Source organism: Vibrio sp. 1151_11, assembly GCF_029478525.1.
GTDB classification, from domain to species: domain Bacteria; phylum Pseudomonadota; class Gammaproteobacteria; order Enterobacterales; family Vibrionaceae; genus Vibrio; species Vibrio anguillarum.
Genome location: NZ_SHMN01000001.1, coordinates 220,733 through 233,556, shown reverse-complemented (window position 1 = coordinate 233,556; position 12,824 = coordinate 220,733). Strand labels below are relative to the sequence as shown.

General features: G+C 46.2%; 12 protein-coding genes. 9 read left to right on the top strand and 3 right to left on the bottom strand.

Translation table 11 applies throughout. The features are described from left to right. Window positions 1-69: 69 nt before the first annotated feature. Complete coding sequence (ulaG, locus tag EXZ60_RS00970) at window positions 70-1,137, bottom strand: L-ascorbate 6-phosphate lactonase (protein ID WP_013868344.1); 1,068 nt, start codon at window positions 1,135-1,137, stop codon at window positions 70-72. 123 nt (window positions 1,138-1,260) lie between these two features. Beyond that, window positions 1,261-2,016, bottom strand: coding sequence for an HTH-type transcriptional regulator UlaR (gene ulaR, locus EXZ60_RS00965; RefSeq protein ID WP_026027147.1), 756 nt, complete (start codon window positions 2,014-2,016; stop codon window positions 1,261-1,263). Between the two features lie 390 nt (window positions 2,017-2,406). On the opposite strand from ulaR, the gene EXZ60_RS00960 reads away from it, so the two are divergent. From EXZ60_RS00960 to EXZ60_RS00925, 8 genes are all read left to right on the top strand, one after another. Further along, window positions 2,407-4,167: a PTS ascorbate-specific subunit IIBC gene (locus EXZ60_RS00960; RefSeq protein ID WP_026028425.1), complete on the top strand. Its 1,761-nt coding sequence runs from the start codon at window positions 2,407-2,409 to the stop codon at window positions 4,165-4,167. Between the two features lie 74 nt (window positions 4,168-4,241). Then, window positions 4,242-4,724 (top strand): PTS sugar transporter subunit IIA, encoded by a 483-nt coding sequence (locus EXZ60_RS00955; protein ID WP_013868340.1) that lies wholly within the window; start codon window positions 4,242-4,244, stop codon window positions 4,722-4,724. A gap of 7 nt (window positions 4,725-4,731) precedes the next feature. Next, a complete protein-coding gene (locus tag EXZ60_RS00950; RefSeq protein WP_013868339.1) occupies window positions 4,732-5,424 on the top strand; it encodes an L-ribulose-5-phosphate 4-epimerase in 693 nt (230 codons plus the stop codon). A 5-nt stretch (window positions 5,425-5,429) separates the two neighbouring features. Then, complete coding sequence (locus tag EXZ60_RS00945) at window positions 5,430-6,251, top strand: Cof-type HAD-IIB family hydrolase (protein WP_277435120.1); 822 nt, start codon at window positions 5,430-5,432, stop codon at window positions 6,249-6,251. Window positions 6,252-6,256: 5 nt separating this feature from the next. Beyond that, window positions 6,257-6,904 (top strand): 3-keto-L-gulonate-6-phosphate decarboxylase UlaD, encoded by a 648-nt coding sequence (locus EXZ60_RS00940; RefSeq protein WP_017049270.1) that lies wholly within the window; start codon window positions 6,257-6,259, stop codon window positions 6,902-6,904. A gap of 8 nt (window positions 6,905-6,912) precedes the next feature. Further along, window positions 6,913-7,794, top strand: a complete 882-nt coding sequence (locus EXZ60_RS00935) for an L-ribulose-5-phosphate 3-epimerase (protein ID WP_029189691.1) — start codon at window positions 6,913-6,915, stop codon at window positions 7,792-7,794. Window positions 7,795-7,982: 188 nt separating this feature from the next. Further along, window positions 7,983-8,405, top strand: coding sequence for a hypothetical protein (locus EXZ60_RS00930; RefSeq protein ID WP_010316849.1), 423 nt, complete (start codon window positions 7,983-7,985; stop codon window positions 8,403-8,405). A gap of 117 nt (window positions 8,406-8,522) precedes the next feature. Further along, complete coding sequence (locus tag EXZ60_RS00925; RefSeq protein ID WP_026028163.1) at window positions 8,523-9,479, top strand: diguanylate cyclase; 957 nt, start codon at window positions 8,523-8,525, stop codon at window positions 9,477-9,479. Here EXZ60_RS00925 and EXZ60_RS00920 read toward each other — a convergent pair. Then, a complete protein-coding gene (locus EXZ60_RS00920; protein ID WP_170907367.1) occupies window positions 9,469-10,440 on the bottom strand; it encodes an arginine deiminase-related protein in 972 nt (323 codons plus the stop codon). The two genes, EXZ60_RS00925 and EXZ60_RS00920, sit on opposite strands and share 11 nt — an antisense overlap. 511 nt (window positions 10,441-10,951) lie before the next feature. Between EXZ60_RS00920 and EXZ60_RS00915 the strand changes: the two genes are divergently transcribed. After that, entirely contained in the window at window positions 10,952-12,796 is a 1,845-nt protein-coding gene (locus EXZ60_RS00915; protein ID WP_277435119.1) for an ABC transporter ATP-binding protein, read from the top strand. The last annotated feature ends 28 nt before the right edge of the window (window positions 12,797-12,824 follow it).

The following is a 12,824-nucleotide window of genomic DNA, read 5'->3' as shown; positions in this document are numbered from 1 at the left end:
TAAGCAAAGAGATTACCAATAAACAAAGAGGCCCATTGGCCTCTTTCTCTAATTTTTGCTTTCAGAATATTACAAGAATGCTTTGAAAGGCAGCTCTGGTTCGTCGACAAAAATGTCTTTAAAGCCTCTGAAATGCTGGTAATGCATACGTCCTTTGTCGGTTGGGTAGGTGTATTTTCCACCCACTTGCCAAAAGAATGGCGCAAAACCGTATTGCAGACGATCTTTTTTCATTTGCCACAATACTTCAATTTCACGCGGGTCATTTTGGAAGTTAGCCCAAATATCGTGATGGAATGGGATCACCACTTCACAATCTAACGCCTCGCCTGCGCGCAAAATATCAGATGCAGTCAGCTTATCTGTGATGCCTCGTGGGTTTTCACCGTATGAGAGCAGCGCCACATCAATCTTGTAGTCATTACCATGCTTGGCATAGTAGTTCGAATAATGCGAATCACCTGAATGGTAGATTGAGCCACCGGAGGTTTCCAATAAGTAGTTGACCGCGCGATCATCCATACCATCAAGAATCCCCTTATCATAAGATGAAACACCTTTAGGCAGCGTAATCAACGCAGTGCGATCAAAAGAGTCCAGCACTCGGATACTGATATCGCCGACTTCAATGCAATCACCCACTTTCGCCACAATGCAGCGCTCACTCGGTACTCCCCAGCCTTGCCACAGGTCAACGCAAGCTTGTGGCCCAATAAATTTTACATGCTCACCACAGTTTTGCAGCACAGCTGCTGCGACATTAATATCGATATGATCAGCGTGATCATGCGTCGCCAGTACCGCATCAATCTCTTTGATGCCAAATGGGTCCAACACAAAAGGAGACGTTCTTAAGTTGGGTTGCAGTTCACGCACGCCCCCCATACGCATCATCTGATGCTGTTGATTCATCAAGGCATTCTTTTGCGTTTTCTTACCCGTCCCACACCAAAAATCGATCGAAAGATTGGTATTACCGGCACTTTTTAGCCAAATGCCTGTACAACCAAGCCACCACATAGCAAAGGTGTTGGCTTCCACTTCGGTCTTTTCTATCTCTTCATTCAGCCAAGTTCCCCACTCAGGAAACGTACTGAGAACCCATGAATCGCGTGTGATTTCATCAATTTTACTCATAGCAACACCTTTTATTTCACGATCAGTTAGACAAATTTTGGATGTAGGGAGCCAAGCGTCTTAACCAAAGGTGAAGACACTGAGCCTGTGTTTATTATTAGAATGTATAGAGCGAAGTGCTTTCTATACCAGAATCACTTCTGTCCCCTGCTGTTGTAGCGCTTGGATAACTTGCGGATCGGCGGCTTTGCCAGTGATAACAATATCAACCTTGCTGGCGGGGCAAAATAGCATGCCCGTACGCTGCCCAACTTTAGAACTATCCACTACCACCACTAACTTACCGATTTGCTCTAGCATCTGTTGCTCGGCAACGGCGGTGAGCATATCGGTTTTGTATAGGCCATTTTCCGTCAGCCCTTTGCCACTGGTGAACATCCAATGTCCGGCGTAACCGCCTAACGAATCAGGGGCGGGGTTGAGGAAAATGTTTTGTGCTTTGTTGTACTGCCCACCAATGATGATCACATCGTCGTGATCTTCATTGATAAGGTAACTGGCCAGTGGGAAATAGTTAGTCACGATTTGAACATCTTGGCCGCACAACTCTTTACCGAGCAAGAAGGCGGTCGAACCACAGTTAATTACCACACTGTCACCTGGGTTGCAGAGCTTAGCCGCAGCCATGGCAATCTGTGATTTTTCATGGAAATGATCCGTACTGTCGATATTTAACGGCGTCCACGCTCGCTTTCTAATCTCTAAACGTTCAGCACCATTACGAACTTTCTTCAGCTTACCTAGCTCATCTAACTTAGAAATATCGCGGCGGGCCGTTGCTGGTGACACGTTAAATTTCTCAATAATATGCGTGACGTTGATGGTGCGCATATTGTCTAGCAAAGACAGTATCTCGTTATGTCTTTGTACTTCGTTCATGGTTATCACCTTATCTTTTCATCAAGTGATTACTTGGTGATTATTTATGATTTATTTTGATTCTATTTCTCATCCATCACAATGTCAAACACTGGACGAACAAAACTTCCCTCTCGATCACAATAAAACATAACCAATTGATTTTATTTGAAATAAAATTTTAACTGTGACTTGAGTATCAAATAATGTCTCCATTTGGCGAAGAAATTGATAAAAATCAAAATAATCACAAATGAGCATTGAATGATTACTTTTGATTGGTAAAGTCTATTTCGTGAGCAAAACAGGATTGAAATCGGCATCACCTTGCTGATTCACTCTGACCTACACCCAGCTTCGAGTAAGACGGGAATACACATAACGATAAATAGAGAATCAAGGGGTAAAGATATGCAGTTCATCTACGATATCTTCTACATTTTTTATAGCCAAGTAATGACTAAAGCACCTTTGCTGCTGGGCTTAGTCACCCTTATCGGTTACTGGTTATTAAGAAGAGATACCACCACTATCATTAAAGGGTCGATCAAAACCATCGTCGGCTTTATGTTGGTACAAGTGGGTGCAGGAACCTTAGTGGCAGGCTTTAAGCCTGTGATTGAGAAATTATCGGAATATCATGGTTTAACTGGCTCGGTTATCGACCCGTACACCTCAATGATGGCCACCATGGAAATCATGGGGGATGATTATTCTTGGGTTGGTTATACCGTACTACTGGCACTGGCGATCAACATCTTGCTCGTTTTGCTGCGCCGCTACACAGGCATTCGCACCATAATGCTAACGGGGCATATTATGTTCCAACAGGCAGGGTTAATTGCGGTGTTCTACCTTGTGCTGGGCGCAAGCATGTGGGAAACCATCCTTTATTCGGCTGTTTTGATGGCGCTCTACTGGTCTATCTCCTCCAACATTATGTTCAAACCCACCGAAGCCGTCACGGGTGGCGCTGGTTTCTCCATCGGCCACCAGCAACAAGTCGCATCTTGGATTGCAGTTAAGATTGCCCCCAAATTGGGCGACAAAAACGAGAGTGTCGACCACCTTGAGCTGCCTAAATGGTTGCACATTTTCCACGACAGTATTGCCGCAACCGCGATTGTGATGACGCTATTTTTCGGCATTATTTTGCTCTCATTTGGTTTAGACAACCTGCAAGCAATGGCGGGAAAAACCCATTGGTCTATCTACATTCTGGAAACTGGCCTTAAATTTGCGGTAGCGATTCAAGTTATCGTAGCGGGTGTGCGTATGTTCGTTGCCGAACTGTCTGAAGCCTTTAAAGGTATCTCAGAGCGCGTCATTCCTAACGCGGTTTTAGCCATTGACTGCGCCGCTATCTACGCGTTCTCACCTAATGCCATGGTGTTTGGTTTTATGTGGGGCGCGATTGGTCAATTTACGGCGGTGCTGGCCATGCTCGCTTTTGATGCACCGATCATGATCATTCCCGGCTTTATCCCGATGTTCTTCTCCAACGCGACCATTGGTGTTTTTGCCAACCACTTTGGCGGCTGGCGCGCGGTCATGAAGATCTGTTTTGTGATGGGTATCATCGAAGTCGTTGGCTCAGCATGGGCCATTCACATCTTCAACCAATACGGCACCGAATTCAGTGGCTGGATGGGCATGGCCGACTGGGCGTTAGTCTTCCCGCCAATCATGCAAGGCTTATCCGTCTCAAAACTGTTCTTCTTTGTACTGATTGCATTGGCTGGTGTGTACATGTTCTTTGCCTCTAAAAAACTGCGTGAAGAGGAAGATGCACAAGGTTTGGTGAACATCAGTGACGATCCAGAAGTCATCGCCGCCGTCGAACAAGCACTGAAAGTCAGTGATGGCGTGCGCCCGGTCAGCATTTTAGCCGTGTGTGGCAATGGGCAAGGCTCCTCAATGATGATGAAGATGAAAATCGGTAAGTATCTGGAGAAAAAAGGCATTCCACACGTGATGGATTCCTGCGCAGTGTCTGATTATAAATCTAAGCTCGCCACCACCGACATCATCGTCTCATCAAAACATCTCTCTGGTGAGATGGAGCCCGGAGAAGGCAAGTTTGTGCTCGGCGTACAAAACATGCTGAATCCGAACTCTTTTGGTGATGAGCTGCTCGATATCATCGATAAAAACTTTGTCACTTTGAAATAGCTATTTACTACAAAACGATAGGTACAAAAACAATAGGTGCCAGACGCACTGGCACCCACTCTGGAGATAGAACCATGGGACTGAAACAATCACTGATCGACAATGATTCCATCCAATTAAATGCACAGGCGAGCACTTGGCAAGAGGCGATCAAAATCGGTACGGATAGGCTGATCAAATCAGGAGCCATCCACCCCTGCTATCACGATGCCATCATCAGCAGCGTTGAACAATTAGGCCCGTATATCGTCATCGCGCCGAATCTTGCCCTGCCTCATGCTCGTCCTGAAAATGGCGTGATCAGAACCGCCTTTGCTTTAGTGACGCTGCAAACGCCTGTCTATTTTGACGGCGAAGATGAACCGGTCGATGTGCTGATCACCTTGGCTGGTAGCTCGTCTGATCAGCATATGGAAGGATTAATGGAAGTAACCCAAGTGCTGGATGATGAAGAGAGCGAGACTGGCGTTGATCTCGATAAACTGCGCCGTTGTCGTACCGCGCAGGATGTTTACCAAGTAATTGATGAAGCGTTAGCGGCACAATTGGTCGAGTGAGGATGTCATGTATAGCGAACTAAAACAGCGAGTATTTGCGGCAAATCTTAAGCTTCCCCAATACGGTTTAGTCACTTTCACTTGGGGCAATGTATCAGAAATAGACCGCGAGAAGGGCGTCATCGCCATCAAACCTTCAGGCGTAGAATACGATGTGATGAAAGTCGATGACATGGTGATCGTTGATCTTAACGGCGCGATTGTGGAAGGCACACTTAATCCATCCAGTGATACCGCCACTCACCTCGAACTCTATAAAGCTTATCCAGAGATTGGCGGCGTGGTACACACCCATTCGCGCAGTGCCACTATTTGGGCGCAAGCGGGCATCGACATTCCTGCTTTAGGGACCACTCACGCCGATTATTTTTACGGTGACATCCCCTGCACACGCAAACTTTCTTGCGATGAAATCGCTGGCCAATATGAGAAAAATACCGGCCTTGTGATCATCGAAGAGTTCAAACATCGTCGCATTGATCCGATGGCAGTGCCAAGCGTGATTGTCGCCGGGCATGCTCCTTTCTCTTGGGGCAAAGATGCTAACGATGCGGTTCATAACGCCGTCGTCTTGGAGGAGATTTCTGCCATGGCGCTGGCGACTCGTTCACTCAACAGTGGCATCAAGATTCAACCGGAATTATCCGATAAACACTATCAACGTAAGCATGGTGATAACGCTTACTACGGTCAAAGGTAGCGGCTATGTATAAAGTTCTCGCGCTCGACCTTGATGGCACGGTGTTGACTGATGAACACACCATTCATCCTCAGCTAAAGCAGGCGATTCAACAAGCGCAGCAACACTGCCACGTGGTGATCGTGACTGGCCGTCACCACACGGCGGCTAAACCCTATTATCAAGAATTGGGGCTCACAACCCCCATCATCTGCTGCAACGGCACTTATGTGTATGACTACCAAAATGAAAAAGTGCTCAAGCACAATGCCATCACCAAGCACGATGCATTGACCTTTCTCGCTTTGGCTAAAGAGTTTCAAATGAAACTGGTGATGTATGTGACCGACGCGATGACCTATTCCAAGCGTAGCCCAATCGCCTACATGCAAGCGTTAGAAAAATGGGCCAGCCAGTACCCACCAACAGCACAGCCCAAAATCGAGCAAATTGACTCGTTTCGTCACCGCGTCGAGCAAGAAACGTTTATTTGGAAATTTGTGGTTGAAGGGCTACCGAGTTCCGTTGAACGTCTTGCCCAACAAGCTTGGGTACAAGAAACATTCAACGGTGAGCGTTCATGGTCGAATCGCGTCGACTTCGCTGCCAAAGGTAACAGTAAAGGTCAGCGCTTGGCTGAATATGTGCAATCACTTGGCTACCACGCTAATCACGTGTTGGCTGTCGGCGATAACCATAACGACATTTCAATGCTCGACTACGCCGGGCTCGGTGTAGCGATGCTCAATGCCGACGATACGGTGAAATCCCACGCCAAACTGATTTGTACAACCGATAACAATCACGACGGGCTCACCCGTTTGATCCGTGACAAAATTCAAGGATAACTCTCATGACTAAACCAATGATCCAAATCGCTCTCGACCAAACTGACCTTATTTCTGCCATCGAAGTGGCAAAAAACGTAGCAAGCTTTGTGGATGTCATCGAAGTGGGCACCATCCTCGCCTTTGCTGAAGGCATGAAAGCCGTCAAAACGTTACGCCATAATCACCCTGACCATATTCTAGTGTGCGATATGAAAACCACCGATGGCGGCGCTATTTTAGCGCGGATGGCATTTGAAGCTGGCGCGGATTGGATCACCGTTTCTGCCGCAGCGCATATCGCCACCATCAGTGCGTGTAAGAAAGTCGCCGATGAACTGGATGGCGAAATCCAAATCGAAATTTACGGCAACTGGACCTTTGCTGATGCACAAGCGTGGATTGACCTTGGTATCACTCAAGCCATTTATCACCGTTCAAGAGATGCCGAACTGGCCGGTATTGGTTGGACAAGCGAAGATGTTGAGAAGATGCGAACTCTATCCGATATGGGGCTTGAACTTTCCATCACAGGTGGCATCGTGCCAGATGATCTCTATTTATTTGAAGGCATTAAGGCCAAAACGTTCATTGCGGGGCGTGCATTGGTCGGTGAAAAAGGTCGCGTCACTGCCGAAGCACTGCGCAGTCAAATCGATCGTTTTTGGTGCTAGGAGGCCGTATGTATCAGCATTTGCCACGCCAACGTATCGGGTTGTATGAAAAAGCGCTACCCAATCATTTCAGTTGGGAAGAAAAGCTCGCCACAACGAAAGAGCTGGGGTTTGATTTTTTAGAGATATCCGTCGATGAGTCGGATGAACGTCGTCAACGCTTAGACTGGGATGATGCAACCATCTATCAGCTACGAAGATGGTGTGAGCAATACCAAATCCCGCTGCAATCGATGTGCCTAAGTGCACACCGCAAGTTTCCTTTTGGCTCGTCAGACCCCGCCATTAGAGAGCAAGCCATTCTGCACATGGAGAAAGCGATTACCTTAGCTTACAAACTGGGCATTCGCACCATCCAACTCGCAGGCTATGATGTCTATTACGAACCCGCTAATAAAGAAACTCATCAACGTTTCATTGAAGGCATGCAGCTTGCCGCCAAACTGGCCGAGCGTGCTGGTGTGATGCTGGCAGTGGAGATCATGGATACCAGCTATCTTAATTCACTGAGCAAGTTCGAAATACTAAAGCGGGAAGTACCCTCCCCTTATTTTATGGCGTATCCAGATGTAGGCAACATTTCAGGTTGGAACTACGATGTGTGTACTGAATTGGCACTTGGTATGCCACACATTACTCAGATCCACCTTAAAGATACCCATTGTGTTACCTCTAGTTCCACGGGCCAATTTCGAGACTTGGTGATTGGTGAAGGAGAAGTCAATTTCGATGCTATTTCCCAAACGCTGAAAGAGGCAAACTGTGTTGTGCCGATGGTGATCGAAATGTGGGCGCAAGATGAACATTGGAAACACAATATTCGTGTTGCGCAGCATCGGCTAAATCAAGCTTGTGATGCTGCTGATTCGCCTCGTTTATTCAACCTATAGATCATTTATTCAACCTATAAATTGTGCTCGGGTGCATCTTTTATGCATCCTTCATCCTCATATTGGATAATGCCGCGCCCTCTCCCCCGTGAGCGCGGTAGCTTTTCTTGGCAAATATTGACATCACCAACACAATCGCGCAGAGTTGCTTTTTGATAACGCCCCGATGCATAACACTCTGAGAACCAATGAAATTACTTCACTTACAACTCTTCTGGTATGAAAAGCATCACACCCTTTTAGAAATGGAAGCGCTCCCTACGCTCACCCCAACCCAAGAGCAAGCGCTGGCAGAATGGGTTAAGTGTCGACGCAAAATATTAAGCTTTGAGGCTCACCAGCATACTTGGGTAAAAGTCAATGTAGACGGTTTTTCTTCCGCTTTGCATTTAAAGCCTAATGGCACGTTGGTCGAGCGAGATCTGTTTGGTGAAAAAACGCTACAAGGATTATGGAAAGTCATCGACGGTTTCTTATTTATCAAAGTGATCAGCGGTGAATTTATTGTCGAATATCAGATTGTTGGCAATAACGAACACAGCATTCACTGCGGTATTGAGTACATCAACGGCCGAGTCAGTACCTACAGCAAATTTATTCAAACCAAATAAGCTTTGTGACCCACGGGAAAATGAGATGTATGTTGAACAAGATATCAACAACCTTGTGAATCCATCGGCAAACTGTGGCACACTCGACATAAATGCAGACTCGGTTCATCACGGTTTATGGAAGAGTACTTAAAACGAATCAAGCAGCTTGAAGAGCAAGTTGAGCATCTCAAAAAAGAAAACAGCTCTCTTGAAGAAAAGCTGAATGCAACGCTAGAAGGCACTGGACTTTGTCTTTGGGAACAACACATTCCTAGCGGAACCCTTAAAATATTCAATAGAGAATGGGGTGATATGCTTGGCTATCAATCACACGAGCTAGACGCCACCGTCGACATTTGGAAAAGCAAACTCCACCCCGATGATTATGACTTAGCCGTGGGCGCTTTTGAGGACCATTTGAATGGCAAGGCTGACACCTATCAGGTCATACACCGGATGATCCGCAAAGATGGAGGTCAAAGCTGGGTGTCGGATCGCGGCCGAATCGTTGAATATGATGAGAATGGAAAGCCGCTGCGCATGATGGGTACCCACACGGATATTACCAATGAAAAACATTATGAATTAGAACTCTCCAAACTCGCCGCGCAAGATCCATTAACCAACCTATTAAATCGAAAGGCGTTAGAAACTAAGTTTGACGAGATGAATGATCTTGTCGAACACCCTGCGGCACTGATTTTTATCGATTTGGATGACTTTAAAACCGTCAATGATCATCTTGGGCACCAAGCTGGGGATTTCGTGCTGCTCCAAGTTTCTCAATGGCTTCAAGAAAATGCGCCTCAACCATCATCGATTGCTCGTTTGGGCGGCGATGAGTTTGTCCTCTTGTGCATCAATCAAAGCACAGAAACGTTAAAGCAGTTTATCGACAGTTTGCTCACCAAAGCCTATTCACCACTAAAATTAAGCCACGGAGAAGTGCAAATTGGCTTTAGTATTGGTGTTTGCCAATTCACAACCTCAACGCATACTTTTGAAACCTTATATGAATTGGCCGACCAAGCAATGTATCAGGTGAAGAAAAATGGCAAAAATGGCGTTGAGTACATCAATCTTAGCCAATAGAAGGCAAAAACACTTCCCCTAACATACATCTCACCGAACCACCGCCAATATCCTCAATGGTCTTCACATTACACGGCAGTAACTTACCGTGACTGGCCAGCTGCGCACGCTGCGCCAGCGAAAAGGCATCAAACGCCGATTGCGACATAGCGATCACTTTATCTCCTGCCGCCGTTTCTAATTGTAAAATGTTGCCGCAGAAACAGTTCATCTGCTCAAGTGAAATTGAGATGATCTGTTTATCTTTAGCCAGTGATTTAACCACAAAACGACGTTCAAACTCCGGGATCACTTCATCGCAAATCACGCAGAATGCTTCACCAACCGCCATCATCACATTGGTGTGATAAACCGGTTGGCCTGAAGGCAACGCCGTTTGAAAAGAGACCACGCGATCATAACCGATACGTTTGGCGTACTCCTCTAGCACTTCACGGTCGCAGCGCTGTGACAACGCCGAATAGATGGTTCGATTAAGGTGATCCATCACCATCACACCGGTGCTTTCAAGATAAGCCTGCTGGTCTTGATACGCGAGCAACGAATCTTGCGCCAATACCTTGCGACCTGACAACGTAAGGGCTTCAACCAACGCTTGTGGGCGCACTTCTTGCTGTCGATTTTTACAAGCCATCGGAAAGGTAAACAAGGTTCCCTCTGGCGTAGTGCTAAACCAGTTATTGGGAAAGACGGCATCTGGCGTTTCCACTTCAGATAATGGGTAATCAAACTCCACTACTTGTACGCCTTCGAGACGCAGTGTCTCAACCATGCTTTGATATTCGGCCATGGCTTGGATGCGAACTTGTTCGGTACTCAATGCAACTTGGTGTTGAAATTCATTATCTTGTGCCGTTTGAGCGTTAAATTTGAACTCTTTTGGCGGCACCATTACGACACAATTGGCATTTTGTACCGTATTCACGGCTGGCTGTGTGATCACTTGTTCCTGCAACATCATAGAAACTTTCCCTTCTACTCACTTTAGGCCAATTGTAAGCATAATGTTAAAACAACATTGACTGAATTTTGGGTTATTTCATCGAATAACTCCTATTAATTACTGAGAAAACTATTTTTCACATTAAAAATTACGGCAAAATCCTCATCACACCTAAAAATATTCACCCTTATTCAAAAAATATTCACAGTAAAAACTCACTTAAAAGTAACGCAACTCGTTTATGGTTCTCTTATCGTCGATAACGATATTTTACTCGCTTCACTTTTTCACCCGATGGACGTTACTGACCATTCGAGCCGATGCTTGCGGCATTAACCACCGTATTAATCAGGCGCCGTTTTCTAGAGCCAAACGCGAAAAGTAATCCGCCACTTATGTTGTGATTTCGTTATACTTCTGTTCGGCTTACTCCATCATTTGCTCCCCTTATAGGAGTTCAACGTTAGATTCTCGCGTTCTAGGCTTTTGGTCTCTCATACTTTAGCGAGAATTGGCATAAGGATTTTCGATGTATAAAAAATTTGAAAGCTTTACCCAAGCCTTTCCCAAAGAGGAACCCAAACAGCCTCCTGCGACCTTATGGGCCTTTTGTCGTTACTACACGCGCGGCTTTGAAAAACCACTCATTTTAATGGCGTTAATCAGCACGTTAATTGCCGTTGTTGAAGTATCACTGTTCGGTTTTATGGGCCAACTGGTGGATTGGCTCTCATCCAGTAACCCAGAGACTTTCCTAACTGAGAACCGAGACACCTTGATCGGTTTATCTATTTTGGTACTCGTGATCATGCCACTTTTGATTGGCATCTATTCACTGTTGATCCACCAAACTATGCTCGGCAATTATCCCATGTCGATCCGTTGGTTAGCGCACCGTTATCTGCTCAAGCAAAGCCTCTCTTTTTACCAAGATGACTTTGCGGGAAGAATTGCCACTAAAGTGATGCAAACGGCGTTATCCATCCGCGAAACAGTGATGAAGACTTTGGATGTGTTTGTCTATGTGTCAGTCTATTTCACTGCGATTGTGGTGATGTTGGCGCAAGCAGACTGGCGTTTAATGGTGCCGATGCTCGTCTGGCTCGCGGCCTACATTTGCATTCAACTTCACTTTGTACCACAGCTTAAAAAAGTGGCATCAGAACAAGCCGATGCTCGCTCAACCATGACAGGGCGCATTGTCGATAGCTACACCAATATTGCCACGGTCAAATTGTTCTCACACACCCGCCGAGAAACCGACTATGCCGAACAAGGCATGGAGAGCTTTTTAGACACAGTTCACCGCCAAATGCGTTTAGTGACTGGCTTTAACCTGTGCGTTGAACTCGCTAACTATATTTTGGTGTTCGTGATTGCGGCGACTTCGATTTATCTATGGATGCAGAGTGCCATCAGTATTGGTGCAATCGCGATTGCGATCAGCCTTTCATTGCGCATTAATGGCATGTCGAAATGGATCATGTGGGAAGTCGGTGCACTCTTTGAAAACATGGGCACAGTCGTGGATGGCATGAAAACCCTCTCAAAACCGATCACCATTGAAGATAAACCCAACGCAAAACCGTTGCAGGTTGCACAAGGTGGCATCGAATTTGATGACGTTAGTTTCCACTATGGCGAGAATAAAGGCGTTATTAACCATTTAAACCTGATCATTAAACCGGGTGAAAAAGTGGGTTTAGTAGGGCGCTCTGGCGCTGGCAAATCGACTTTAGTCAATTTACTGCTTCGTTTTCATGATGTTGAAGGTGGTCAAATTCGCATCGATGGGCAAGCGATCAATGAGGTCACCCAAGATTCGTTGCGCAGCAAAATTGGTATGGTGACGCAAGATACTTCACTGCTGCATCGCTCGATCCGCGATAACATTTTGTATGGCAACCCTGATGCAAGTGAAGAACAACTGCTGCAAGCCACCCGACAGGCACACGCGCATGAGTTTATCGAAACACTCACCGACCCATTTGGTAACCTAGGCTATGATGCGCAAGTGGGCGAGCGCGGCGTAAAACTGTCTGGCGGCCAGCGTCAGCGAATTGCTATTTCCCGCGTGCTGTTAAAAGATGCACCACTATTGGTACTCGACGAAGCCACATCCGCACTCGACTCCGAAGTGGAAGCGGCAATTCAAGAGAGCTTAAATGAGCTGATGCAAGGCAAAACCGTGATTGCCATTGCTCACCGTTTATCAACCATTGCCGCAATGGACAGGTTGATCGTACTCGATAAAGGTAACGTCGTTGAGCAAGGCACACATCAAGAGTTGATCGCTCAAAACGGCATTTATGCACATCTATGGGCGCACCAAACCGGTGGCTTTATCGGTTGCGACGACATTGAGATTGCTTAATGGTTTATCAACGGAGTTTGCGCTCCGT